A 23,474-nucleotide genomic window follows, 5' to 3' on the forward strand; every position below is an offset into this window, starting at 1 on the left:
AACGCTGGAGCCTGTCCCCTCTACGTGACGGAACAGGCTGGAAAGCGATCAACGACGCGGCAGGAATTGCAGCGGATCTACAGGTTTACCTTGGCGGCGAATCTCAAAATGCAGTTTCACCCGGTCTGTACCCGTTGACCCCATTTCGGCAATTGTCTGTCCGACCTTGACCTGCTGCCCCTCCCGAACCAACAGCCTGCGGTTATGTCCGTAGGCACTGACGTAGGTTTCACTGTGCTTGATGATGACTAATTCGCCGTAGCCCCTTAAGCCACTCCCGGCGTATACCACCGTCCCATCAGACGCAGCTAAAACAGGCTGTCCCAAATCCCCTGCGATATCAATTCCTTTATTCAAACTACCGTTTGAGGAGAATTTGCCGATTAAAATGCCATTAGATGGCCACCCCCAGCCGGTCGGGGCTGGACCCGGTGGAGGCAGTGGAGTGGGTGCCGGCTTGTTCGCGACGGACGGTACAACCACCGGTGTCGTCGTGGTCGTACCGTCTGCAGAGCGACGGATGACCGTGGTCTTACTTGACGATGAAGGCGAAGAACTGGAGGAGCTGACCACCGTTGTCGGCGTTGAACCGCTGCGTCCATCGAAGCGAATCGTCTGACCCGGATGGATGGTGTACGGCGGCGCTATGTTATTGCGCGCCGCCAGTGCCTTGTAATCCCAGCCATAGCGAAAGGCGATGGAAAACAGCGTGTCCTTGGGGCGAACGACGTATTGCCCGGTGGTCACGGCCGGACGCTGGGCGGCGGCATTGTTGCGGTCGACAACGCGTACGTCGCTGGATTTGTTACTGGAGCAACCGACCAGCAGGGTGCTCATGACAAGGCCAGTCACCAGGCGCTGAAAGCTCGTTGTACCCATACGCTGCGCTATGACTGTGAGACTCACCCGCCGCTCCCTTTGTGGTGGCTGAAAATGTAATTTGCCGTGTTCCGGCACGAAGTGTCGCAAGTATAACGGGCCGTGCCGGCTTTACCCTTAATGAAGCGAACTCGCTTGGCGCACACGTTTGCTGTCCGCCGAAACAACCCGTTTAACCAATCGACCCCGCTGTAAGACAGAGGCAATCGAAGAGAATTCAGCGCGTTTAAATAAATGCTCAGGCCAGTGGACCATTGAGTAACGGGACGAAGCGCACCGACCCCAGGACACGCCTGGAAAAGCCATGTTCTTCCCGGATGATCAGCATCAATTGTTGCACCTCACCGGAGCCCACCGGGATCACCAGGCGCCCACCCGGGGCCAGTTGATCGAGCAGCGCCTGAGGAACGTCTGTTGCCACCGCCGTAACGATAATGCCGTTGTAGGGCGCCAGTGCTGGCCAGCCCTCCCAGCCATCGCCCCAGCGAAATACCACGTTACGCAAGTTCAGCTCGACCAGGCGTTCCTTGGCCCGGTCTTGCAGCACCTTGATACGTTCCACGGAAAAGACCCGTTCGACCAGTTGCGACAGCACCGCCGTCTGATACCCCGACCCCGTACCAATTTCCATGACCTTGTCCAATGGCCCGGCTTCGAGCAGTAACTCGCTCATGCGAGCCACCATGTAGGGCTGGGAGATGGTCTGGTTATGGCCGATGGGTAGCGCCGTGTCTTCGTAGGCTCGGTGCGCCAATGCCTCGTCGACGAACAGATGACGCGGAGTACGCCGAATGACTTCCAACACCTTGGCGTTGCAAATCCCCTCCTCATACAGGCGCTGGATCAGGCGCTCGCGGGTCCGTTGCGAGGTCATGCCGATGCCGCGACGCATCATGTCGTCTTGTCCACGCGTCATGGTCGCAGGCCCTCCAACCATCCGTCGAGGCTCCTGAAGGCATCATTGAAGGTGCGATCAAGCTGCAAAGGGGTGATGGAAACATAGCCTTGCATTACGGCATGGAAATCGGTGCCAGGACCGCCATCCTCAGCGTCCCCCGCCGCAGCGATCCAGTACCCGGACTTGCCTCGCGGGTCGACCACCTTCATCGGCGCTGCCGCGCGGGCGCGATGCCCGAGGCGGGTCAACTGGATACCGCGGATGTGCTCCAGCGGCAAATTGGGAATGTTCACGTTCAGTACCGTACGCGGTGGCAGCTCGAGATCCGCATGGGCCTCGACCAGTTTGCGCGCAAAGTGGGCCGCCGTGGCCAGGTTGTCGACCTGTCGCGAGACCAGCGAAAAGGCAAACGCAGGCCGCGTCAGGAATCGACCTTCGAGCGCCGCCGCAACCGTACCCGAGTAGAGCACGTCGTCCCCCAGGTTGGCGCCCAGGTTGATGCCGGACACCACCATGTCCGCTTCACGCTCCAACAAGCCGTTGAGGCCCAGGTGCACACAATCGGTCGGCGTGCCATTGACGCTGATAAAGCCGTTGGCAAGCGTGTGTGGATGTAACGGACGGTCCAGCGTGAGCGAACTGCTCGCGCCGCTTTTGTCCTGGTCCGGGGCAACCACCACGCACTCGGTGTAATCCGCCAGCGCAGCATAAAGCGCGGCGAGTCCGGGTGCGGTTACCCCGTCGTCGTTAGAAATCAGAATACGCATGGGCTGTCCGTCTGCCCCACCGGCACCAGATCGACAAGCTCGCGCACCAATACGGTGGCGAAGCATCCGGCCGGCAGGACGAATTCCAGTTGCAGAATGTCAGGCGAGGGATAATGCCACGTCAACCCGGCAATGGGCAGCCGCAGGATGCGACGTTCATGGCTCATTCCGGCGTTGACCAACCAATCGCGAAGTTCCACTTCGCGCGCGGCTATCGCCTGCTCCAGTTCATGGACAGCGCCCATGGCCGGCGAGTCACCTTCGCCCCACTGTGGACCGGTCGGGTGCAGATCGAGAATCGCCAGTCGCGGGTCACTGCATTCAGCTTCGCCGGCCGCAAAGAAGCTGCGGCTGTCGGTGAATGCCAACAGATCGCCGACCCGCGCTTGCTGCCAGGTACCGTCGGCGACACGCGCCGCCAACACCTGGTTGAACAGAAAACTGCGAGCTGTGGAAAGCAGGCGCGAACGCACGTTGCGCTGCTCCGGCAAGGCCTTGCGCGCAGCCCAGGCGCGGGCGTCGACCACGTTGCCGCCGTCATGCCCAAAGCGTTGGGCACCGAAATAATTGGGGATGCCTTGCTTGGCAATCAGCTGCAGCCGCGCTTCGATGGCAGCCTTGTCACCCGCGAACTGTGTCAGGCGCAAGGTGAAGCCGTTGGCCGAGTGGGCACCGCGTTGCAGCTTGCGTTTATGCCGGCTGGTCTTGAGGATTCTAAGCGTGTCGTTTTCTGCCGCGGACAGATCCGGATCGGCTTTGCCCGGCAGTTGTACGCTGAACCACTGGCGTGTCAGCGCCTGGCGATCCTTGAGTCCGGCGTAGCTGACGGTGCGCAATGACACCCCGGCGGCCTTGGCGATTCGACGTGCCGCCTCTTCAGTATTCAGGCCGCGTTTTTCCACCCAGATCCACAGGTGTTCGCCATCACCGCTCAAGGGAATATCAAGGACTTCATCGACCTGGAAATCTTCCGCGATGGCTTTCAGTACGGCGCTGCCGAGCGGTTCCCCATAGGCCCGCGGGCCGAGCAATTGCAGTTCGTTCATGCGCGCAGCAACAAGGCAACGGAATGCACGGCAATGCCCTCTTCGCGACCGACGAAGCCGAGCTTCTCGGTGGTGGTAGCTTTCACGTTCACTTGATCCAACTCAACTTGGAGATCCGCGGCAATCAGCGCGCGCATCGATTCGATATGTGGGGCCATTTTTGGCGCCTGGGCAACGATGGTGTTATCGACGTTACCGACCTTCCAGCCTTTGGCGTGGATCAATGCGACGACATGACGCAACAGCGCTCGGCTGTCGGCGCCCTTGAATTGCGGGTCGGTGTCCGGGAAATGCTTGCCGATGTCACCCAGCGCAGCAGCGCCGAGCAAGGCATCGCTCAAGGCGTGCAGCAGGACGTCACCGTCGGAGTGAGCGAGCAGCCCGAAGCCGTGTGCAATGCGCACGCCGCCCAGAGTGATGAAATCGCCTTCAGCGAAACGGTGCACATCATAGCCGTGGCCAATACGCATAAAAAAACGCCCCGAATTTTGTCAGGGCGTGATTCTACCTGCATTAGGCACCTAGAGCATGCGCGTGATGCCGCAAGTGTTCATCGATGAAACTGGCGATGAAGAAATAGCTGTGGTCATAGCCCGGTTGCAGGCGCAACGTCAGCGGGTGACCGGCCAGTTTGGCCGCCTGTTGCAAGGCTTCAGGCTTCAACTGATTGGCGAGGAAATCGTCGCGATCGCCTTGGTCAACCAACAGCGGCAGCTTTTCATCGGCCTCGGCGATTAATGCACAGGCATCCCATTCACGCCATTTTGAACGGTCTTCTCCCAGATAGCGGGAAAAGGCTTTCTGCCCCCACGGGCAATCCATCGGATTGTTGATCGGCGAGAATGCCGATACCGACAGATAACGCCCCGGATTGCGCAAGGCACAAACCAGCGCACCGTGGCCACCCATGGAGTGACCGCTGATGCCGCGCTTGTCTGACGCCGGGAAATGCGCTTCGACCAATGCCGGCAGTTCCTGCACGACATAGTCATGCATGCGATAGTGGCGCGACCAGGGTTCCTGGGTGGCGTTCAGATAAAACCCGGCGCCGAGGCCAAAGTCCCAGGCACCGTCCGGATCGCCCGGCACGTCGGGACCGCGAGGGCTGGTGTCCGGTGCGACGATGATCAGTCCCAATTCGGCGGCCATGCGCATGGCGCCGGCCTTTTGCATGAAGTTCTCGTCTGTGCAGGTCAGGCCGGACAACCAGTACAGCACTGGCAACTTGCCGCCCTGCTCGGCTTGCGGCGGCAGGTACACGGCAAACACCATGTCGCAACCGAGCGTTTCCGAGCGATGGCGATAACGCTTGTGCCAACCACCGAAGCTTTTCTGGCAGGAGATATTTTCCAGGCTCATGACTGACCTCAGAAATGAATGACGGAACGGATGCTCTTGCCTTCATGCATCAGGTCAAACGCCTTGTTGATATCTTCCAGGCCCATGGTGTGGGTGATGAAGGTATCCAGCGGGATCTCACCGGTCTCGGCCATTTCCACGTAGCTCGGCAATTCAGTACGGCCGCGCACGCCGCCGAACGCCGAACCGCGCCAGACGCGACCGGTGACCAGTTGGAACGGACGGGTGGAAATTTCCTGGCCAGCACCGGCTACACCGATGATTACCGACTCGCCCCAACCCTTGTGGCAGCACTCGAGGGCAGCACGCATCAGTTGCACATTGCCGATGCACTCAAAGGAAAAGTCGACGCCGCCGTCGGTCATGTCGACTATGACTTCCTGGATCGGACGGTCGAAGTCTTTCGGGTTTACACAATCGGTTGCACCCAGCTGCTTGGCGATCTCGAATTTGGCCGGGTTGATGTCGATGGCGATGATCCGTGCCGCCTTGGCTTTAACTGCGCCGATGATGGCCGACAGACCAATACCGCCGAGGCCGAAAATGGCCACGGTATCACCCGGTTTCACCTTGGCCGTGTTCAACACGGCGCCGATGCCGGTGGTGACACCACAACCCAACAGGCAGACTTTTTCCAGCGGCGCTTCCTTGGCGATCTTGGCCACGGAAATTTCCGGCAGCACGGTGTACTCGGAGAAAGTCGAAGTCCCCATGTAGTGGAAAATCGGCTGGCCCTTGTAGGAAAAACGAGTTGTGCCGTCCGGCATCAGGCCTTTGCCCTGGGTTGCGCGAATCGCCTGGCAGAGGTTGGTTTTGCCCGACAGGCAGAATTTGCACTGACGGCATTCCGGGGTGTACAGCGGGATCACATGATCGCCAACCGCCACCGAGGTCACGCCTTCGCCGATCGCTTCGACGATAGCCCCGCCTTCGTGACCGAGGATGGACGGGAAAATGCCTTCCGGGTCAGCGCCCGAGAGGGTGTAGGCATCGGTATGGCAGACACCGGAAGCCACCACGCGCAGCAACACTTCACCGGCCTTGGGCATGGCGACATCGACTTCAACGATCTCCAGAGGTTTCTTGGCCTCGAAGGCAACGGCGGCGCGCGACTTGATCATGGTGATTCTCCAGTGAAAAAAAACGAGACAAGGAGTGTAATACATCGCCTTACGGTGAATAATCAGGACAAAAGCAAAACATTATTGCTGCACAGGGATAATCTTCGATGTCGGAAAACCGCTGGGAAGGTATCGACGAATTTGTGGCTGTCGCCGAATGCAGTCAGTTCACTGCCGCGGCCGAACGCCTGGGGGTTTCTTCCTCGCACATCAGTCGACAAATCGTACGCCTCGAAGAGCGCCTGCAAACCCGCCTGCTCTATCGCAGCACCCGGCGGGTCACGCTGACCGAGGCTGGGCAAACCTTTCTGCAACATTGTCAGCGTTTGCAGGATGGCCGCGAAGAAGCGCTGCGAGCGGTCGGTGACCTGACCAGCGAACCCAAGGGCATGTTGCGCATGACCTGTGCCGTGGCGTACGGCGAACGTTTCATTGTGCCGCTGGTGACCCGTTTCATGGGGCTATATCCACAACTGCGGATCGACATCGAACTGAGCAATCGACAACTCGACCTGGTGCATGAAGGCCTGGACCTGGCGATCCGCCTGGGGCGCCTGCAGGACTCACGACTGGTCGCCACCCGCCTCGCTCCTCGGCGCATGTTCCTCTGTGCGTCGCCGTCCTACCTGGAACGCTATGGTCGACCACACAGCTTGTCGGAACTGAGCCGGCACAATTGTCTTGTTGGCAGCTCGGACCTCTGGCAACTGGAACAGAACAGGCGGGAATTTTCCCAGCGAGTCCAGGGAAACTGGCGGTGCAACAGTGGGCAAGCGGTGCTGGACGCGGCGCTACAGGGTGTGGGGTTGTGTCAGCTGCCGGACTATTACGTGCTGGAGCACCTGAAAAGCGGCGCGTTGATTTCGTTGCTCGAAGCCCATCAACCGCCGAATACAGCTGTTTGGGCGCTGTATCCGCAGCAGCGGCATTTGTCGCCGAAGGTGCGCAAGCTGGTGGATTATTTGAAGGAGGGGTTGGCCGAGAGGCCGGAGTATCGAACCTAAGATCAAAAGATCGCAGCCTGCGGCAGCTCCTACATTGAATGCGGTCTACTGTAGGAGCTGCCGCAGGCTGCGATCTTTTAGCGGCGGTTGGCCCAACGTTGTCTCAACCACTCGAGGTCTTCAGGGCGAGTAACCTTGAGGTTGTCCGACCGTCCTTCAATCAAGCGCGGTGCCAGCCCCGCCCACTCCATGGCGGAAGCCTCATCGGTAATCACGGCATCAGCCACCAGGCTGTCCGCCAATGCCCGATGCAACGCACCGAGGCGAAACATCTGCGGCGTGTAGGCCTGCCAGATCACACTGCGATCCACGGTTTCGACCACACGACCGTGCTTGTCGACCCGTTTGAGCGTATCCCGCGCCGGAACCGCCAGCAGTCCACCGACAGGATCATCCGCCAACTCCGCCAGCAGCTTGTCCAGATCGTTCCGACTCAGGTTTGGCCGTGCGGCATCGTGAACCAACACCCAATCCTCATCATCGGCACCTTGGGCATGCAAATGCAGCAATGCGTTGAGCACCGATCCGGAACGCTCGGCGCCACCCTCGACCCGTGTTATACGCGGATCGCCGGCAAGCGTCAGGCTCGACCAATAAGGATCATCAACAGCAAGACTGACCACCAGGCCTTTCAGGCAAGGATGATCGAGAAAACAGCCAAGGCTGTGTTCGAGAATAGTGCGCCCGCCCAGTTGCAAGTATTGCTTGGGACGGTCCGCGGCCATACGGGCACCGACGCCCGCGGCAGGAATCACGGCCCAGAAGGCCGGCAGAGACAGGTTCATTGCGCCAACTGGTAAAGGGTTTCACCGTCCTTGACCATGCCCAACTCATGGCGAGCCCGCTCTTCAACGGTCTCCATGCCCTTTTTCAACTCACTGACTTCCGCGTCCATCACGCGATTACGTTCCAGCAATGTCTGGTTCTCGGCCTGCTGATCCGCAATCTGCTGCGTCAGCTCAGCCACTTGCGCCAGACTGCCATTACCCACCCACAGGCGGTATTGCAGGCCAGCCAGCAACAGGAGCAAGACGAGAAACAACCAATTGGGACTGCGCATCGAATATCAGGTATCCAGTGAAAAAAGACAGCCATACCAAAACGTGAAGCTACTGATAGCACGAAGCCTGGAAGAACCAGGCTTGTGCTTTCAAGGCATCAGATTAGTGGCAAAAGCGTCGCTGTTGCGATTTTTCCGACACAATCCGGTGTCTTTTTTACCAGCCAGTGCCGTGCCTCACCAATACGCTCCTTTTTGACGAGTGACTGTTGTTGTCAGACAAGGCGCCGCGACGAGTCATAGCTGGCTATGGCGAGGAGCGGCAACGCAGTATGACGACAACAGGCACCGTCAAAAATGAGCAGTATTGGCGAGGCACGGCACTCTATCAACCGCGGAATTCGCTGCGGCCGTTGTACTTGGCTTTACCGTTCAACTGCTCTTCGATACGCAGCAGTTGGTTGTACTTGGAAACGCGGTCGGAACGGCACAGGGAGCCGGTCTTGATCTGGCCAGCCGAAGTGCCCACGGCCAGGTCGGCAATGGTCGAATCTTCGGTTTCGCCCGAACGGTGCGAGATCACGGCGGTGTAACCGGCGGCCTTGGCCATCTGGATGGCTTCCAGGGTTTCGGTCAGGGTGCCGATCTGGTTGAACTTGATCAGGATCGAGTTGGCGATCTTCTTGTCGATGCCTTCTTTCAAGATCTTGGTGTTGGTTACGAACAGGTCATCGCCTACCAGCTGGGTCTTCTCGCCGATCTTGTCGGTGAGGATTTTCCAGCCAGCCCAGTCGGACTCGTCCAGGCCATCTTCGATGGAGATGATCGGGTAACGCTCGGTCAGGCCTTTCAGGTAGTCGGCGAAACCTTCAGCGGTGAACACCTGGCCTTCGCCGGACAGGTTGTACTTGCCGTCTTCGTAGAATTCGCTGGCTGCACAGTCCAGGGCCAGGGTCACGTCGGTGCCCAAGGTGTAACCGGCGTTGGCCACAGCTTCGGAGATCACTTTCAAAGCGTCTTCGTTGGAAGCCAGGTTAGGTGCGAAACCACCTTCGTCGCCCACTGCAGTGCTCAGGCCACGGGCCTTCAGAACAGCCTTGAGGTGATGGAAAATCTCGGTGCCCATGCGCAGGCCTTCCGAGAAAGACTTGGCGCCAACCGGCTGCACCATGAATTCCTGGATGTCGACGTTGTTATCGGCGTGCTCGCCACCGTTGATGATGTTCATCATCGGAACCGGCATCGAGTAAACACCCGGGGTGCCGTTCAGGTTGGCGATGTGCGCGTACAGCGGCAGGTCCTGGTCCTGTGCTGCTGCCTTGGCCGCGGCCAGGGAAACGGCGAGGATCGCGTTGGCGCCCAGGGAACCTTTGTTTTCAGTACCGTCGAGCTTGATCATCGCCAGGTCGAGGGCTTTCTGGTCGCTTGGGTCCATGCCTTTCAACAGGTCTTTGATCGGACCGTTGATGTTGGCCACGGCCTTGAGTACACCCTTGCCCAGGTAACGGCTCTTGTCGCCATCACGCAGCTCGAGCGCTTCACGCGAGCCAGTGGAAGCACCGGACGGCGCGCAAGCGCTGCCGATGATGCCGTTATCGAGAAGCACATCCGCTTCCACGGTGGGATTGCCACGGGAGTCGAGAACTTCACGACCTTTGATGTCGACGATTTTAGCCATTGTTGTAAACACTCCAAAGTTGACGAAAACGACGCAGCTAGAGGAAATCTTTTACCGTCGGCAAGTGAGTTGCAGCGGGCAGGCTTGCGGACGATAAGGATCAGGCCCGAGGGCCTGAGCATTAAATCGTGCGGTACTTTACCGGAGAATTGAGGATTACGCGGTTTCTACCGTCGGAAAACTCTTCACCAGTTCGTCCAGGGCTTTGAGCTGGGCCAGGAATGGCTCCAGTTTGTCCAGGCGCAAGGCGCAAGGACCGTCGCACTTGGCGTTGTCCGGATCCGGGTGGGCTTCGAGGAACAGGCCCGCCAGGGACTGGCTCATGCCGGCCTTGGCCAGGTCGGTGACCTGGGCGCGACGCCCACCGGCGGAGTCGGAACGACCGCCAGGCATTTGCAGCGCGTGGGTCACGTCGAAGAACACCGGGTATTCGAACTGCTTCATGATGCCGAAGCCGAGCATGTCGACGACCAGGTTGTTGTAGCCGAAGCTCGAACCACGCTCGCAGAGGATCAACTGATCGTTACCCGCTTCCACGCACTTACTCAGGATGTGTTTCATTTCATGAGGTGCGAGGAACTGGGCTTTCTTGATGTTGATCACCGCGCCGGTCTTGGCCATCGCGACCACGAGGTCGGTCTGGCGAGACAGGAAGGCCGGCAGCTGGATGATCTCACAGACTTCAGCGACGACCGCGGCCTGCTCCGGCTCGTGGACGTCGGTGATGATCGGCACGCCGAAGGCTTGCTTGATGTCCTGGAAAATCCGCATGCCCTCTTCCAGGCCGGGACCACGGTAAGAGGTCACGGAGGAACGGTTAGCCTTGTCGAAGCTGGCCTTGAACACGTAAGGGATACCCAGTTTCTGGGTAACCTTCACGTACTCTTCACAGACCTGCATCGCCATGTCGCGGCTTTCCAGCACGTTCATGCCACCGAACAAAACCATTGGCTTGTCGTTGGCAATCTCGATATCGCCTACGCGGATGATCTTCTGCGCCATGGGGTTCAAGCCTTCTTCTGGTGTTGAGCCAAAGCTGCTTTAACGAAACCGCTGAACAACGGGTGGCCGTCGCGAGGCGTCGAGGTGAACTCAGGGTGGAACTGGCAGGCGACGAACCATGGATGATCCGGGGCTTCAACCACTTCAACCAGAGCGCCATCGCCGGAACGGCCGGAGATTTTCAGGCCGGCTTCGATGATCTGCGGCAGCAGGTTGTTGTTCACTTCGTAGCGATGACGGTGACGCTCGACGATCACGTCCTTGCCGTAGCAGTCATGGACCAGGGAACCCGGCTCCAGCAGGCAATCCTGCGCGCCGAGGCGCATGGTGCCGCCCAGGTCCGAGGCTTCGGTACGGGTTTCGACGGCGCCGGTGGCATCTTCCCACTCGGTGATCAGGCCCACGACCGGGTGACCGCTGGCACGATCGAACTCGGTGGAGTTGGCGTCTTTCCAGCCCAACACGTTACGAGCGAACTCGATCACGGCCACCTGCATGCCCAGGCAGATGCCCAGGTATGGAACCTTGTTTTCGCGAGCGTACTGGACGGCAGTGATCTTGCCTTCCACGCCACGCAGGCCGAAGCCGCCAGGCACCAGGATCGCGTCGACGCCTTCGAGCAGAGCGGTGCCCTGGTTCTCGATGTCTTCGGAATCGATGTAGCGCAGGTTGACCTTGGTGCGGTTGCTGATACCGGCGTGGCTCATCGCTTCGATCAGCGATTTGTACGCATCCAGCAGCTCCATGTACTTGCCGACCATGGCGATGGTGACTTCGTGCTCAGGGTTGAGCTTGGCGTCGACCACGGCTTCCCATTCGGACAGGTCGGCACCGCCGCATTGCAGGCCGAAACGTTCGACGACGAAATCGTCCAGGCCCTGGGAGTGCAGGATGCCCGGGATCTTGTAGATGGTGTCGGCGTCTTCCAGCGCGATCACCGCACGTTCTTCAACGTTGGTGAACTGCGCGATCTTGCGACGCGAAGAAACATCGATCGGGTGATCGGAGCGGCACACCAGCACGTCTGGTTGCAGGCCGATGGAGCGCAGCTCCTTGACCGAGTGCTGGGTTGGCTTGGTTTTGGTTTCGCCGGCAGTGGCGATGTACGGCACCAGCGTCAGGTGCATCAGCATCGCGCGCTTGGCGCCGACTTCGAAACGCAACTGGCGGATGGCTTCGAGGAACGGTTGCGACTCGATGTCACCCACGGTGCCACCGATCTCGACCATCGCCACGTCGGCATCGCCGGCGCCCTTGATGATGCGGCGCTTGATTTCGTCGGTGATGTGCGGGATCACCTGGATGGTTGCACCCAGGTAGTCACCACGACGCTCCTTGCGCAGCACGTGTTCGTAGACACGGCCGGTGGTGAAGTTGTTGTTCTGGGTCATGGTCGTGCGGATGAACCGCTCGTAGTGGCCCAGGTCCAGGTCGGTCTCGGCGCCGTCGTGGGTGACGAACACTTCACCGTGCTGGAACGGGCTCATGGTGCCCGGGTCGACGTTGATGTACGGGTCCAGCTTCAGCATGGTGACCTTAAGTCCCCGCGCCTCCAGGATGGCCGCCAATGATGCCGATGCAATGCCTTTCCCCAATGAAGAAACAACACCGCCCGTGACGAATATGTAGCGCGTCATGAAAAACCCTAGAAGTCTGCGTTAAAGCGGTCCGAGCCGCCGGGGAAAGCGAAGGAAGGCCGAAGCCCCCGATCACCTGCATTAATCACAGTGCACCTTTCAAAAAAACCGCCGCGTTGGGACAGACCGGGAAATGAAACACCGGTTCGTTGCTCGCTACACATTTTTTGGAATCGCCCAGCAAAGACTGCTTGGTAATCGGCAACTCCTGCAATTCAGGCGAATCCACAGAAGTTGTATCAAGAAGGGAGCGTAGTCTACCGGAAAGCCCCTTTCAGCTCAAACCTTGATCTTCGCCTGGTGGTTGCCAATGTAAATGCCAGTCACCCTGGGCCTTGCCGTCCAACCCCGGCAGGTTCGCCACCGCCAGCAATTGCTCGCCCTTGTACAGCAGCGGCAATCTGCCGCGCACGAACTGCGGCACCGCGGTTTCATTGAGCAAGCGCTTGAGATCGCGATGCCCACGACCCGGCAGATCCATCACCTCACCCCCCTCACGATAGCGGATCTGCAGTATGCCTGCGGGGATTTGTCCACTGAGCGTGAGTACGCCGTTATCGGGCAACACCAGCGGCTGCGCGGGTTCAAGCCATGCTCCAGGCGCGGGCACCGCGCGCAACCAGGCACCGGATAACCACCAGATACGCCCACCCGCCCGGTGCAGCTGGCCATCGGCGAGGCGCCAGATCGGCCGGGCATCGCCGGTGGCATCGCGTAAATCGACCCAACCCGACCAATGGTCACTGTCCGGCAGTCGGGTCAGGGGTTCGAGCCAATGGCTGAGCGCATTGCGCTGGCGAGCGGCGGAGAGTTTTTCCAAGGGAGCGAGGTCGAGCGACGGCAGACCCAGCCAATCGAAATCACTTGGCGTGTTCGCCTGGCTCAAGTCGATTTGCGCAAGATCATCGAGCAATCCCTGCGCCTCACTGAGATGCGCAGCACTGCGAGCCATGGTCACGAGTGCCTGTGGCCACCGCGCAGTCAATGCCGGGAACACCTGATGACGCAGGTAATTGCGCGAGAACTGCCGGTCTTGATTGGAAGGATCCTCGATCCAGCTCAGCTTGTGTTCCGATGCATAGGCTTCCAGCTCAGCGCGCGTAACATCGAGCATGGGTCGTAGCAGATACCCTTTTCCCAGAGGACGCTGGCGCGGCATCCCCGACAGACCCCTTACCCCGGCGCCGCGCAACAAGCGAAACAGCAAGGTTTCCGCCTGATCGTCACGGTGCTGGGCCGTCAGCAGCACTTCATCGGCTTGAGTGACCTCACTGAACGCCGCATAACGTGCATCGCGGGCGGCTCGCTCGAGGCTGGCGCCGGGTTGCACTTGCACGCGGACGACGTGCAGCGGCACGCCCAACGCACCACAGACCGACTGACAGTGATCCGGCCATGCGTCGGCCACAGCCTGAAGGCCGTGATGGACATGGATGGCGCTGAGCGCAGGCAGGGACTGGGTTTTCGCGAGGTGTGCGAGAAGGTGCAGGAGGACGGTGGAATCGAGACCACCGGAGAAGGCGATGCGCCAGGTTGTGGCGTTGCGCCACGGCTTTAGATTCAGCAGGAGCCTGGCAGATAGATCGATATTGAAAGGATTCATAGAGATCGATCACTTCACATAAATCCACTGTAGGAGCTGCCGCAGGCTGCGATCTTTTGATCTTGAAAAAGCAAGATCAAAAGATCGCAGCCTGCGGCAGCTCCTACAAGGGTACCGCGAGGTCTGTTACAGACCGTAGCTCATCAGACGCTCGTAACGACGATCCAACAGCGCCTTGTGGTCGAGCTTCTTCAGCATCGCCAGTTGCGTGCTCAGCTCGGCACGGATCGATGCAGCCGCAGCCGCCGGGTCACGGTGAGCGCCACCCAGGGGCTCGCCGATCACTTTATCCACGATACCCAGGCCTTTGAGGCGCTCGGCGGTGATGCCCATGGCTTCAGCGGCGTCCGGGGCTTTCTCGGCGGTTTTCCACAGGATCGATGCGCAACCTTCCGGCGAGATCACCGCGTAGGTCGAGTACTGCAGCATGTTCAGCTGATCGCAAACACCGATCGCCAGCGCACCACCGGAACCACCCTCACCGATCACGGTGGCGATGATTGGGGTTTTCAGGCGCGCCATCACGCGCAGGTTCCAGGCAATCGCTTCGCTCTGGTTACGCTCTTCGGCGTCGATGCCGGGGTAGGCGCCCGGGGTGTCGATGAAGGTCAGGATCGGCATCTTGAAACGCTCGGCCATTTCCATCAGGCGGCAAGCCTTGCGGTAGCCTTCCGGACGCGGCATGCCGAAGTTACGGCGAACTTTTTCGCGTACTTCGCGGCCTTTCTGGTGGCCGATGACCATCACAGGCTGGTCCTCCAGACGGGCAATACCACCGACGATGGCGGCGTCGTCGGAGAAGTGGCGGTCGCCGTGCAGCTCATCGAACTCGGTGAAGATGTGTTCGATGTAGTCCAGGGTATATGGACGCTTCGGGTGACGCGCCAGACGCGCGATCTGCCAGCTGGTCAGCTTGCCGAAGATGTCTTCGGTCAACGTGCTGCTCTTGTCTTGCAGGCGGGAGATCTCATCGCCGATATTCAGCGAATTGTCATTACCGACCAAGCGCAACTCTTCGATCTTGGCTTGCAGGTCGGCGATCGGCTGTTCGAAATCCAGAAAATTCGGGTTCATAGGCGTCCGTCTTGGGTCGGCGTCCAAGGGAGCTTGGGCCGGCCGGTTGTCTATTCGCGCCCTACCATAAGGGAGAGGCGCGCTAAGGTCGAGATTAAAAATTCTGCTCAAGCCCAGGGTTGCGTAATGTCACCCTGACCTTAACGGTATTGGAGGAAGACGTTGTCTCGCCCGAACTGGTCACGCAGGGCTTGAATCAACGCATCCGCCGGGTCGATTCGCCAGCCTTCGCCGAACTGCAGCAAGGCTTTCGCATCGGGACTGGTGTAGTCCATGGTAATCGGGCACGCACCGCGGTGACGCTTCAACAGCTCACCCAGCCAGCGTAGCTGATCGCCCTTGAGATCCTTGGCATGCAGCTTCAGGCGCAGGCTTTCGGCCAGGTTGGTGCGCGCATCTTCCATGCTCATCACCCGCTTGACCCGTAACCGCAGGCCGCCGGAGAAGTCGTCGTTGCTGACTTCGCCTTCGACCACCACCATCGCATCGGTCTGCAACAGCGATTGCGCGGAATGGAACGCATCGGCAAACAGCGATGCTTCGATCCGCCCCGAACGGTCGTCGAGGGTGATGAAGCCCATCTTGTCGCCCTTTTTATTCTTCATCACCCGCAGGGCGATGATCATGCCGGCAACGGTCTGGGTATCGCGCGCCGGCTTGAGGTCGATGATGCGCTGGCGGGCGAAACGGCGGATTTCGCCTTCGTATTCGTCGATCGGGTGACCGGTCAGGTACAGGCCCAGGGTGTCTTTCTCGCCCTTGAGACGTTCCTTGAGGGTCAGTTCCTTGGCTTTGCGATGATTGGCGTAGACGTCAGCGTCTTCTTCCACGAACAGCCCGCCAAACAGGTCGGCATGGCCGCTGTCGTGGGTCCGGGCAGTTTGCTCGGCGGCCTTGATTGCCTCTTCCATCGCGGTCAGCAAGACCGCGCGGTTACGGTCGATATTGGCCTGGTAGGCTTTGGCTTCGTCATGGAAGTACGGCCCCAGGCGATCCAGCGCACCGCTGCGGATCAAGCCGTCGAGGGTCCGTTTGTTGATGCGCTTGAGGTCAACCCGGGCGCAAAAATCGAACAGGTCCTTGAAGGGACCGTCCAGCCGCGCCTCGGTGATCGCCTCTACCGGGCCCTCGCCCACCCCCTTGATTGCGCCCAGGCCATAGATGATCCGACCTTCGTCGTTTACCGTGAACTTGAACTCGGAAGTGTTCACGTCCGGCGCGTCGAGACGCAGCTTCATCGTGCGCACTTCTTCGATCAAGGTCACGACCTTGTCGGTGTTGTGCATGTCCGCCGAGAGCACTGCGGCCATGAACGGTGCCGGGTAGTGCGCTTTCAGCCACGCGGTCTGGTATGACACCAGGCCATAGGCCGCGGAGTGGGATTTGTTGAAGCCATAACCGGCGAATTTTTCTACCAGGTCGAAAATGTTACCGGCAAGGTCCGCATCGATGTTGTTGGTGGCACAACCTTCAATGAAACCGCCGCGCTGCTTGGCCATTTCCTCGGGCTTTTTCTTACCCATCGCCCGACGCAGCATGTCCGCACCGCCGAGGGTGTAGCCGGCCATGACCTGGGCGATCTGCATCACCTGTTCCTGATACAGGATGATGCCGTAGGTCGGGGCCAATACGGGCTTGAGGCCTTCGTACTGATAGTCGGAGTGCGGGTACGCCAGCTCGGCGCGACCGTGCTTACGGTTGATGAAGTCGTCCACCATGCCCGATTGCAGCGGGCCCGGACGGAACAGGGCCACCAATGCGATAAGGTCTTCGAGGCAGTCGGGCTTGAGCTTTTTGATCAGCTCTTTCATGCCGCGCGATTCAAGCTGGAACACCGCGGTGGTTTCAGCTTTTTGCAGCAGCTGATAGGTCGGTTTGTCGTCCAGCGGGATGAACGCAATGTCCAACGGCGGTTCGTTGACCTTGGCGCGGTCGCGGTTGATGGTCTTCAGCGCCCAGTCGATGATCGTCAGGGTTCGTAGGCCGAGGAAGTCGAACTTCACCAGGCCGGCCGCCTCCACGTCGTCCTTGTCGAACTGGGTTACCAGGCCATCGCCGGCTTCGTCGCAATAGATCGGCGAGAAGTCCGTCAGTTTGGTCGGCGCGATCACCACGCCACCGGCGTGCTTGCCGACGTTTCGCACAACGCCTTCAAGTTTGCGGGCCATCTCCCAGATTTCTGCGGCTTCTTCATCGACCTTGATGAAGTCACGCAGGATCTCTTCCTGTTCGTAGGCCTTTTCCAGGGTCATGCCAACTTCGAACGGGATCATCTTCGACAGGCGATCCGCCAGGCCGTAGGACTTGCCCTGCACCCGCGCCACGTCACGGACCACCGCTTTCGCCGCCATGGAACCGAAGGTGATGATCTGGCTTACGGCGTTACGGCCGTATTTTTCAGCCACGTAGTCGATCACCCGGTCGCGACCGTCCATGCAGAAGTCGACGTCGAAGTCGGGCATGGAGACCCGTTCCGGGTTAAGGAAACGTTCGAACAGCAGGTCATATTCCAGCGGGTCGAGGTCGGTGATCTTCTGCACGTAGGCCACCAGCGAGCCGGCACCCGACCCCCGGCCGGGGCCTACCGGCACGCCGTTGTTCTTGGCCCACTGGATAAAGTCCATCACGATCAGGAAGTAACCGGGGAAGCCCATCTGGATGATGATATCCAGCTCGAAATTCAACCGGTCGACGTAGACCTGACGCTTGGCCTCATAGTCTTCGGTGGTGTCCTTGGGCAGCAGGACGGAGAGCCGCTCTTCCAGGCCATCGAACGAAACTTTGCGGAAATACTCATCGATGGTCATGCCATCGGGGATTGGGAAATTGGGCAGGAAGTGCGTGCCCAGCTTGACCTCGATGTTGCAGCGCTTGGCGATCTCGACGGTGTTTTCCAGCGCCTCGGGAATGTCGCTGAACAGCTCGGCCATTTCCTCGGCGCTTTTGAGATACTGCTGATCGCTGTAGTTCTTCGATCGTCGCGGGTCGTCGAGGGCACGGCCCTCGCCGATGCACACGCGGGTTTCGTGGGCGGCGAAATCTTCCTGTTTGAGGAAACGCACGTCGTTGGTCGCGACCAGCGGTGCGCCGATTTTCTCGGCCAACGCCACGGCGCCATGCAGTTGTTCTTCATCGTTGGGGCGGTTGGTGCGCTGGATTTCCAGATAGAAGCGATCCGGAAACACGGCCATCCATTCACGCGCCAGGTTTTCCGCTTCTTGCGGGTTACCACTGAGCATGGCCTGGCCGATCTCGCCCTCTTTGGCCGCAGACAGCATGATCAGGCCATCGCTGGCCTCGGCCACCCATTCGCGCTCAATGATGATCGAGCCATTGCGCTGACCCTCGATGAACCCGCGAGAAATCAATTCGGTGAGGTTGCGATAACCCGCGGCGTTCATCACCAGCAGGCTGATCCGGCTCAGGGGGTTATCCGGGTCCTTGTTCGACAGCCACAGGTCAGCGCCGCAGATCGGCTTGATCCCGGCACCCATGGCGTTTTTATAGAATTTGACCAGGGAACACATGTTGTTCTGGTCAGTGACCGCTACGGCAGGCATGTTCATGCCGACCAGGGTCTTGACCAGCGGTTTGATCCGCACCAGACCGTCGACCAGGGAGTATTCAGTGTGCAGGCGTAGGTGAACGAATGAAGCCGGCATAGTGATCCTGCGTTAAGTCATGAAAACAACAAGGCCCGGATTGTACCGGGCCTTGGTAAAAAAAATCAGCCTTACAACTAACTCTCGATGAGACTCTCCCGAGCCTCATAAGCCAGCCGCACCGGGGCAAAGGAGCGTCGGTGAATCGGCGTCGGGCCCAGACGAGCCAGCGCTTCCAGATGAACGGGCGTCGGGTAGCCTTTGTGTCCGCCGATGCCGTAACCGGGGTAGATCAACTCGAAAGCCGCCATTTCACGGTCACGACTGACCTTGGCCAGAATCGATGCCGCGGCGATGGCCGGTACCTTGCCATCGCCCTGCACCACGGCTTCGGCGCGCATCGGTAATTTCGGGCAACGGTTGCCGTCGATCATCGCCAGTTTCGGCTGGATGTGCAGCCCGGCAACCGCGCGCTGCATGGCCAGCATGGTGGCGTGAAGGATGTTCAGCTCGTCGATCTCTTCGACTTCGGCGCGGGCAATGCACCAGCTCAGGGCTTTTTCGCAGATTTCGTCGAAGAGCTTTTCGCGTCGGGCTTCGGTGAGTTTCTTCGAGTCGTTGAGACCGAGGATCGGACGATTCGGATCAAGGATCACCGCCGCCGTCACCACCGCGCCACAGAGCGGCCCGCGACCGACTTCATCGACTCCGGCTACCAATTCTTCAACCTCCGCGACCAAGGTGAAATCCAGCCCCATCTGCATACTTTCTTTACTCATTTTACCGGGTCGATCAGGTTCAGCACTGCATCCGCAGCCTGGTTGGAGGCATCCAGACGAAGGGTCCGGTGAATTTCATCAAAACCGCGGGTTTGCTCTTCACCACCTTCGATCAGTGGCGACAAGGTTTGGGCCAGCGCTTCAACTGTCGCATCGTCCTGCAACAACTCAGGCACCAACAGGCGTTGGGCCAGCAGGTTCGGCAAGGACACGTAGGGGCTTTTCACCATGCGCTTTAGAATCCAGAACGTCAGCGGTGCCAGGCGATAGGCTACGACCATCGGTCGCTTGTACAACAACGCTTCAAGGGTTGCTGTACCGGAGGCAATCAGCACAGCGTTGCACGCCGCCAGCGCCAGATGGGACTTGCCGTCGAGCAAGGTCAGCGGCAAATCGCGACCGGCCAACAGCTCTTCAAGCTGTGCCCGGCGTTGCGGATTCGCGCAAGGCACGACAAACCGCACTCCGGGGCGCAGGGCCCGCAGGCGTTGGGCCGTATCGAGAAACAAGGCGCCGAGACGGCCGACTTCGCCGCCACGACTACCGGGCATCAACGCAACCAACGGCCCGTCAGGCAATCCCAGTTCGGCCCGCGCAGCAGCGCGGTCGGCTTCCAGCGGAATGGCATCGGCCAAGGTATGCCCGACAAACCGCACGGGCACGCCTTTCTCTTCGTAGAATTTCGCTTCGAACGGGAACAGCGTGAGCATCAGGTCGCAACCTTCGCGAATCTTCAGCACGCGCTTCTGGCGCCACGCCCAGACGGACGGGCTGACGTAATGCACAGTCTTGATCCCGGCCTGACGCAGCTTTAGTTCGATATTGAGGTTGAAGTCCGGGGCGTCGATACCGATGAAGACATCCGGCTTCGCAGCGATCAGGTCGGCTACCAGCTTTTTTCGGCGCTTGAGTAATTCACGCAACCGACCCAGCACTTCGACAAGGCCCATGACCGACAGGCGTTCCATGGGAAAATAGGACACCAGGCCTTCTGCCTGCATCAATGGGCCGCCGACACCGATGAATTCGACCGCCGGATGGCGCGCCTTGAGCGCACGCATCAGACCCGCACCCAAAATGTCGCCGGAAGCCTCGCCCGCCACCAGCGCAATACGCAGATTGGCCATGATTAGCGGGTGATGCCGCGGGTCGAGGACTGTATGGAATCGCGGAACACCGCCACTTCCGGGAACTGGGCAGAGGATTCGGCCAGTTCGGCGAGCGCTTGCTCAACCGTCAGCCCCTGGCGATAGACCACCTTGTAGGCACGACGCAGGGCGTGGATCGCGTCTTCGCTGAAACCGCGGCGGCGCATGCCTTCAAAGTTCATGCTACGGGCTTCGGCCGGGTTGCCGAACACCGTGACATAGGCCGGGACGTCCTTGCCAATGGCGGTCCCCATGCCGGAAAAGCTGTGGGCGCCGATGTGGCAATACTGGTGAACCAGGGTGAAACCGGACAGGATCGCCCAGTCTTCCACGTGCACGTGGCCAGCCAGCGCCGTGTTGTTGACCAGGATGCAGTGGTTGCCGATAACGCTGTCGTGACCGATGTGCGCATAGGCCATGATCAGGTTGTGATCGCCCAGGGTCGTTTCCGAACGATCCTGGATGGTTCCACGGTGAATCGTCACGCCTTCGCGGATGACGTTGTGGTCACCGATCACCAGGCGGGTTTCCTCGCCTTTGTATTTCAGGTCGGGCGTGTCCTCACCTACCGAGGAAAACTGGTAGATACGGTTGTGCTTACCGATTCGGGTCGGGCCTTTGAGAATAACGTGTGGCCCGATTACCGTTCCCTCGCCGATTTCCACACCTGCGCCGACGATCGACCACGGGCCGACCTCGACACCGTCAGCCAGGACGGCTGTCGGATCGATGATTGCGCGAGGGTCGATCAAACTCATAGTTTGCGTTCCGCACAGATGATTTCAGCGGAGCAGACCGGCTTGCCATCGACCGAAGCCTGGCACTCGAACTTCCAGATCTGACGCTTGCAGCTGATGAACTTGGCCTCGAGGATCAGCTGATCGCCCGGCAATACAGGCTGGCGGAAGCGCAGCTTGTCGGAGCCGACGAAGTAGTAAAGGGTGCCATCGGCCGGTTTCACGTCGAGCATTTTGAAACCAAGGATCCCGGCAGCCTGAGCCATCGCTTCGATGATCAGAACGCCCGGCATGATTGGATGCGCGGGGAAGTGACCATTGAAGAACGGTTCGTTGATGCTGACATTCTTGTAGGCGCGAATGCGCTTGCCTTCCACATCCAGATCCACGACCCGGTCCACCAGCAGGAACGGGTAACGGTGAGGCAGGTATTCGCGAATCTCGTTGATGTCCATCATTTCGGGGGGAAGCCTATGTAAAGATTGGGAGCGCGCGACTGACGCACACTCCGCTAGCAAATCAAGGACGCAGTCTAGCGGCTGTGCACACTTGATATGGAAATGGTATCAGCCATCTGATGAAGCATTACCGCCAGGGGTCACTTCCCCTGTTTGCTTTTCCAGCTGTCGCAGACGTCGCGCGATGTCATCGAGCTGACGAATACGTGCCGCGCTTTTGCGCCATTCGGCGGCTGGCTGCATCGCCGTACCGGAGGAATAGGCACCCGGCTCGGTGATCGAGTGGGTCACCATGGTCATCCCGGTGATGAAAACGTTGTCGCAAATATCGATATGCCCCACCAGCCCTACGCCACCGGCGAGCATGCAGTGCTTGCCGATCTTGGTGCTGCCGGAAATCCCCACGCACGCTGCCATGGCGGTGTGATCACCTACCTGGACGTTGTGGGCGATCTGAATCTGGTTGTCGAGCTTCACGCCGTTGCCAATGACGGTATCAGCCAGCGCACCGCGGTCAATGGCGGTGTTAACGCCAATTTCCACGTCGTCGCCGACCAGCACACCACCAATCTGGGCGATTTTTTGCCAAATGCCTTTCTCGTTGGCAAAGCCAAAGCCTTCACCACCAAGCACTGCACCTGACTGAATCACCACCCGCTTGCCGACGCGCACGTCGTGATACAGCGTGACGCGCGGGGCAAGCCAGCCTCCCTCGCCAATAACGCTACGGGCACCGATGAAGCAGTGCGCGCCCACGCTCGTACCGGCAGCAATATGCGCCCCGCTTTCGATGACCGCAAATGCACCGATACTCGCCGTCGGATCGACCACCGCATCCGCCGCAATCACCGCCGTCGGATGAATTCCGGCCGCCGCCTTGGGCTTTGGGTCGAACAGGTGGGAAATACGCGCGTACGCTGCGTAAGGGTCAGGCACCACCAATACATCGCCGGCAAAACCTTCGGCATCAGCGGTCTTGAGCAACAACGCTGCCGCCTGACTGCCTGCCAGGTATTTGCGGTATTGGGGGTTTGCGAGAAAGCTCAACTGAGTTGGGCCAGCCTCCTGCAAGGTGGCTAGCCCAGTAATTGCTTTCTCCGGGTCGCCACGTAGCGTGGCGCCGAGGAACTCGGCCAGCTGGCCGAGCTTAATGGTCACGGTCATGGATTACTTCAGCTGATTCATGCGCTCGATGACCTGGCGCGTGATGTCGTACTGAGGCTTGACATCAATCACTGCACCACGCTCGAAGACCAGGTCAAAAGCACCTTTCTTGATGACTTCTTCCACAGCGCTGTCCAGTTTCGGCTTGAGCTGCTTCAGCATTTCACGGTCGGCAACGGCTTTGGCTTCGTTCAGTTCCTTGGACTGGAACTGGAAGTCACGCGCCTTTTGCTTGAACTCAAGCTCCAGACGCTCACGCTCGCCTTGCTGCATTTTGTCGCCACCGGCCATCAGGCGATCCTGGATGCCCTTGGCGCTGCTTTCCAGCGTCTTGAGCTTGCTCAGCTGAGGGCCGAATTTCTTCTCGGCATCCACGGCGTATTTCTTGGCCGCATCCGACTCCAGCAGAGCCATCTGATAGTTCAGAACAGCGATTTTCATGTCGGCAAATGCCGGGCCTGCAACCAGTACGGAAGCCAGGAGAACCAATTGAGTCAACTTACGCACGATGCACTCCT

Annotated in this window: 22 protein-coding genes; 1 reads left to right on the forward strand and 21 read right to left on the reverse strand. The window is 59.5% G+C overall.

The annotated features are described in order from the left end of the window. Window positions 1-48: 48 nt before the first annotated feature. The 7 genes from AC1Q8Q_RS01240 to AC1Q8Q_RS01270 form a co-directional block, all read right to left on the reverse strand. Window positions 49-906, reverse strand: coding sequence for a peptidoglycan DD-metalloendopeptidase family protein (locus tag AC1Q8Q_RS01240; protein ID WP_033040739.1), 858 nt, complete (start codon window positions 904-906; stop codon window positions 49-51). Window positions 907-1,117: 211 nt separating this feature from the next. Then, window positions 1,118-1,753 (reverse strand): protein-L-isoaspartate(D-aspartate) O-methyltransferase, encoded by a 636-nt coding sequence (locus AC1Q8Q_RS01245; protein ID WP_173667175.1) that lies wholly within the window; start codon window positions 1,751-1,753, stop codon window positions 1,118-1,120. A 38-nt stretch (window positions 1,754-1,791) separates the two neighbouring features. Continuing rightward, on the reverse strand, window positions 1,792-2,544 hold the full coding sequence (surE, locus tag AC1Q8Q_RS01250) for a 5'/3'-nucleotidase SurE (protein WP_020795991.1): 753 nt from the start codon (window positions 2,542-2,544) through the stop codon (window positions 1,792-1,794). Continuing rightward, complete coding sequence (truD, locus tag AC1Q8Q_RS01255; protein WP_083348326.1) at window positions 2,532-3,590, reverse strand: tRNA pseudouridine(13) synthase TruD; 1,059 nt, start codon at window positions 3,588-3,590, stop codon at window positions 2,532-2,534. Before truD ends, surE begins: the two co-directional genes overlap by 13 nt. After that, complete coding sequence (ispF, locus tag AC1Q8Q_RS01260) at window positions 3,587-4,060, reverse strand: 2-C-methyl-D-erythritol 2,4-cyclodiphosphate synthase (RefSeq protein WP_020795989.1); 474 nt, start codon at window positions 4,058-4,060, stop codon at window positions 3,587-3,589. Before ispF ends, truD begins: the two co-directional genes overlap by 4 nt. Window positions 4,061-4,103: 43 nt before the next feature. Next, complete coding sequence (gene fghA, locus AC1Q8Q_RS01265) at window positions 4,104-4,949, reverse strand: S-formylglutathione hydrolase (protein WP_020795988.1); 846 nt, start codon at window positions 4,947-4,949, stop codon at window positions 4,104-4,106. Between the two features lie 8 nt (window positions 4,950-4,957). Further along, window positions 4,958-6,070 carry an S-(hydroxymethyl)glutathione dehydrogenase/class III alcohol dehydrogenase gene (locus tag AC1Q8Q_RS01270; protein ID WP_020795987.1) on the reverse strand — a complete coding sequence of 371 codons (1,113 nt, stop codon included), beginning with the start codon at window positions 6,068-6,070 and terminating at the stop codon, window positions 4,958-4,960. 107 nt (window positions 6,071-6,177) lie between these two features. Here AC1Q8Q_RS01270 and AC1Q8Q_RS01275 point away from each other — a divergent pair, with 107 nt between their 5' ends. Beyond that, window positions 6,178-7,074, forward strand: coding sequence for a LysR family transcriptional regulator (locus AC1Q8Q_RS01275; protein ID WP_489327537.1), 897 nt, complete (start codon window positions 6,178-6,180; stop codon window positions 7,072-7,074). 77 nt (window positions 7,075-7,151) lie between these two features. Here the strand turns inward: AC1Q8Q_RS01275 and ispD are convergent, their stop codons facing one another. The 14 genes from ispD to AC1Q8Q_RS01345 all read right to left on the reverse strand — a co-directional run bounded on the left by ispD (window position 7,152) and on the right by AC1Q8Q_RS01345 (window position 23,463). Continuing rightward, window positions 7,152-7,859 (reverse strand): 2-C-methyl-D-erythritol 4-phosphate cytidylyltransferase, encoded by a 708-nt coding sequence (gene ispD / locus AC1Q8Q_RS01280; RefSeq protein ID WP_020795985.1) that lies wholly within the window; start codon window positions 7,857-7,859, stop codon window positions 7,152-7,154. Continuing rightward, window positions 7,856-8,134, reverse strand: coding sequence for a cell division protein FtsB (gene ftsB, locus AC1Q8Q_RS01285; protein ID WP_008057335.1), 279 nt, complete (start codon window positions 8,132-8,134; stop codon window positions 7,856-7,858). The genes ispD and ftsB overlap by 4 nt, the downstream gene beginning before the upstream one ends. A 328-nt stretch (window positions 8,135-8,462) precedes the next feature. After that, entirely contained in the window at window positions 8,463-9,752 is a 1,290-nt protein-coding gene (eno, locus tag AC1Q8Q_RS01290) for a phosphopyruvate hydratase (RefSeq protein ID WP_008057334.1), read from the reverse strand. A 156-nt stretch (window positions 9,753-9,908) separates the two neighbouring features. Next, window positions 9,909-10,754 (reverse strand): 3-deoxy-8-phosphooctulonate synthase, encoded by an 846-nt coding sequence (gene kdsA, locus AC1Q8Q_RS01295; RefSeq protein ID WP_020795984.1) that lies wholly within the window; start codon window positions 10,752-10,754, stop codon window positions 9,909-9,911. A 5-nt stretch (window positions 10,755-10,759) separates the two neighbouring features. Beyond that, entirely contained in the window at window positions 10,760-12,391 is a 1,632-nt protein-coding gene (gene pyrG, locus AC1Q8Q_RS01300) for a CTP synthase (protein WP_020795983.1), read from the reverse strand. 274 nt (window positions 12,392-12,665) lie between these two features. Next, window positions 12,666-13,994, reverse strand: coding sequence for a tRNA lysidine(34) synthetase TilS (gene tilS / locus AC1Q8Q_RS01305; protein ID WP_492614753.1), 1,329 nt, complete (start codon window positions 13,992-13,994; stop codon window positions 12,666-12,668). Between the two features lie 126 nt (window positions 13,995-14,120). Further along, entirely contained in the window at window positions 14,121-15,068 is a 948-nt protein-coding gene (locus AC1Q8Q_RS01310) for an acetyl-CoA carboxylase carboxyltransferase subunit alpha (RefSeq protein ID WP_008057327.1), read from the reverse strand. 140 nt (window positions 15,069-15,208) lie between these two features. Then, window positions 15,209-18,730 (reverse strand): DNA polymerase III subunit alpha, encoded by a 3,522-nt coding sequence (dnaE, locus tag AC1Q8Q_RS01315; RefSeq protein ID WP_020799856.1) that lies wholly within the window; start codon window positions 18,728-18,730, stop codon window positions 15,209-15,211. Window positions 18,731-18,807: 77 nt separating this feature from the next. Beyond that, complete coding sequence (gene rnhB / locus AC1Q8Q_RS01320) at window positions 18,808-19,434, reverse strand: ribonuclease HII (RefSeq protein ID WP_033041566.1); 627 nt, start codon at window positions 19,432-19,434, stop codon at window positions 18,808-18,810. Between the two features lie 11 nt (window positions 19,435-19,445). Further along, window positions 19,446-20,576, reverse strand: coding sequence for a lipid-A-disaccharide synthase (gene lpxB, locus AC1Q8Q_RS01325; RefSeq protein WP_492614754.1), 1,131 nt, complete (start codon window positions 20,574-20,576; stop codon window positions 19,446-19,448). A gap of 2 nt (window positions 20,577-20,578) precedes the next feature. After that, entirely contained in the window at window positions 20,579-21,355 is a 777-nt protein-coding gene (lpxA, locus tag AC1Q8Q_RS01330) for an acyl-ACP--UDP-N-acetylglucosamine O-acyltransferase (RefSeq protein WP_180203254.1), read from the reverse strand. Beyond that, window positions 21,352-21,792 carry a 3-hydroxyacyl-ACP dehydratase FabZ gene (gene fabZ, locus AC1Q8Q_RS01335; protein ID WP_007940511.1) on the reverse strand — a complete coding sequence of 147 codons (441 nt, stop codon included), beginning with the start codon at window positions 21,790-21,792 and terminating at the stop codon, window positions 21,352-21,354. The genes lpxA and fabZ overlap by 4 nt, the downstream gene beginning before the upstream one ends. A gap of 108 nt (window positions 21,793-21,900) precedes the next feature. Next, window positions 21,901-22,956 carry a UDP-3-O-(3-hydroxymyristoyl)glucosamine N-acyltransferase gene (lpxD, locus tag AC1Q8Q_RS01340; protein WP_020799860.1) on the reverse strand — a complete coding sequence of 352 codons (1,056 nt, stop codon included), beginning with the start codon at window positions 22,954-22,956 and terminating at the stop codon, window positions 21,901-21,903. 3 nt (window positions 22,957-22,959) lie between these two features. Then, complete coding sequence (locus AC1Q8Q_RS01345) at window positions 22,960-23,463, reverse strand: OmpH/Skp family outer membrane protein (RefSeq protein ID WP_008057318.1); 504 nt, start codon at window positions 23,461-23,463, stop codon at window positions 22,960-22,962. Between the last annotated feature and the right edge of the window lie 11 nt (window positions 23,464-23,474).

This window comes from Pseudomonas sp. GW823-FHT06B06 (genome assembly GCF_058795195.1).

Bases quoted from the DNA above. Each gene is read 5' to 3' on its own strand.
- truD (WP_083348326.1), bottom strand. From the start codon at position 3,590: ATGAACGAACTGCAATTGCTCGGCCCGCGGGCCTATGGGGAACCGCTC.
- AC1Q8Q_RS01270 (WP_020795987.1), bottom strand. From the start codon at position 6,070: ATGATCAAGTCGCGCGCCGCCGTTGCCTTCGAGGCCAAGAAACCTCTG.
- ispD (WP_020795985.1), bottom strand. From the start codon at position 7,859: ATGAACCTGTCTCTGCCGGCCTTCTGGGCCGTGATTCCTGCCGCGGGC.
- AC1Q8Q_RS01245 (WP_173667175.1), bottom strand. From the start codon at position 1,753: ATGACCTCGCAACGGACCCGCGAGCGCCTGATCCAGCGCCTGTATGAG.
- fghA (WP_020795988.1), bottom strand. From the start codon at position 4,949: ATGAGCCTGGAAAATATCTCCTGCCAGAAAAGCTTCGGTGGTTGGCAC.
- tilS (WP_492614753.1), bottom strand. From the start codon at position 13,994: ATGAATCCTTTCAATATCGATCTATCTGCCAGGCTCCTGCTGAATCTA.
- rnhB (WP_033041566.1), bottom strand. From the start codon at position 19,434: ATGCAGATGGGGCTGGATTTCACCTTGGTCGCGGAGGTTGAAGAATTG.
- pyrG (WP_020795983.1), bottom strand. From the start codon at position 12,391: ATGACGCGCTACATATTCGTCACGGGCGGTGTTGTTTCTTCATTGGGG.
- eno (WP_008057334.1), bottom strand. From the start codon at position 9,752: ATGGCTAAAATCGTCGACATCAAAGGTCGTGAAGTTCTCGACTCCCGT.
- surE (WP_020795991.1), bottom strand. From the start codon at position 2,544: ATGCGTATTCTGATTTCTAACGACGACGGGGTAACCGCACCCGGACTC.
- lpxD (WP_020799860.1), bottom strand. From the start codon at position 22,956: ATGACCGTGACCATTAAGCTCGGCCAGCTGGCCGAGTTCCTCGGCGCC.
- AC1Q8Q_RS01275 (WP_489327537.1), top strand. From the start codon at position 6,178: ATGTCGGAAAACCGCTGGGAAGGTATCGACGAATTTGTGGCTGTCGCC.
- lpxA (WP_180203254.1), bottom strand. From the start codon at position 21,355: ATGAGTTTGATCGACCCTCGCGCAATCATCGATCCGACAGCCGTCCTG.
- lpxB (WP_492614754.1), bottom strand. From the start codon at position 20,576: ATGGCCAATCTGCGTATTGCGCTGGTGGCGGGCGAGGCTTCCGGCGAC.
- fabZ (WP_007940511.1), bottom strand. From the start codon at position 21,792: ATGATGGACATCAACGAGATTCGCGAATACCTGCCTCACCGTTACCCG.
- ftsB (WP_008057335.1), bottom strand. From the start codon at position 8,134: ATGCGCAGTCCCAATTGGTTGTTTCTCGTCTTGCTCCTGTTGCTGGCT.
- kdsA (WP_020795984.1), bottom strand. From the start codon at position 10,754: ATGGCGCAGAAGATCATCCGCGTAGGCGATATCGAGATTGCCAACGAC.
- ispF (WP_020795989.1), bottom strand. From the start codon at position 4,060: ATGCGTATTGGCCACGGCTATGATGTGCACCGTTTCGCTGAAGGCGAT.
- AC1Q8Q_RS01310 (WP_008057327.1), bottom strand. From the start codon at position 15,068: ATGAACCCGAATTTTCTGGATTTCGAACAGCCGATCGCCGACCTGCAA.
- dnaE (WP_020799856.1), bottom strand. From the start codon at position 18,730: ATGCCGGCTTCATTCGTTCACCTACGCCTGCACACTGAATACTCCCTG.